General features: G+C 54.4%; 1 protein-coding gene. It reads left to right on the forward strand.

All coding sequences use genetic code 11. The annotated features are described in order from the left end of the window. On the forward strand, nt 1–482 hold a 482-nt coding region (locus K0039_RS25095; protein ID WP_500303713.1), incomplete at both ends, for a calcium:cation antiporter family protein.

Raw genomic sequence — 482 nt, forward strand, 5'->3', positions numbered from 1 at the left:
GTGCTATGGCTGCTGTTCATTGTTAAACTTGCACGTCAGGCTGAACGTCAGGGGACTGACAGCCTGACCAGAGAGCAGCTTGCAGAGCTGCCGCGTGACGGCGGATTGCCCGTCGCGTTTTTATGGCTCGGCATTGCGCTTATCATCATGCCAGTGGCCACGCGGATGGTGGTTGATAACGCCACGGTGCTGGCGAATTACTTTGCCATCAGCGAGTTGACGATGGGTCTGACGGCAATTGCTATCGGAACCAGCCTGCCGGAACTGGCAACCGCAATAGCGGGGGTTCGCAAAGGTGAAAACGACATTGCTGTCGGAAATATCATTGGCGCAAACATTTTTAATATTGTCATCGTGTTGGGTTTACCCGCGCTGATAACGCCAGGAGAGATTGATCCACTGGCGTACAGTCGTGACTACAGCGTGATGTTGCTGGTGAGCATTATTTTTGCGTTGCTGTGCTGGCGGCGCTCCCCGCAACC

Source organism: Terrisporobacter mayombei, assembly GCF_020748465.1.
GTDB classification, from domain to species: Bacteria; Bacillota; Clostridia; order Peptostreptococcales; family Peptostreptococcaceae; genus Terrisporobacter; species Terrisporobacter mayombei.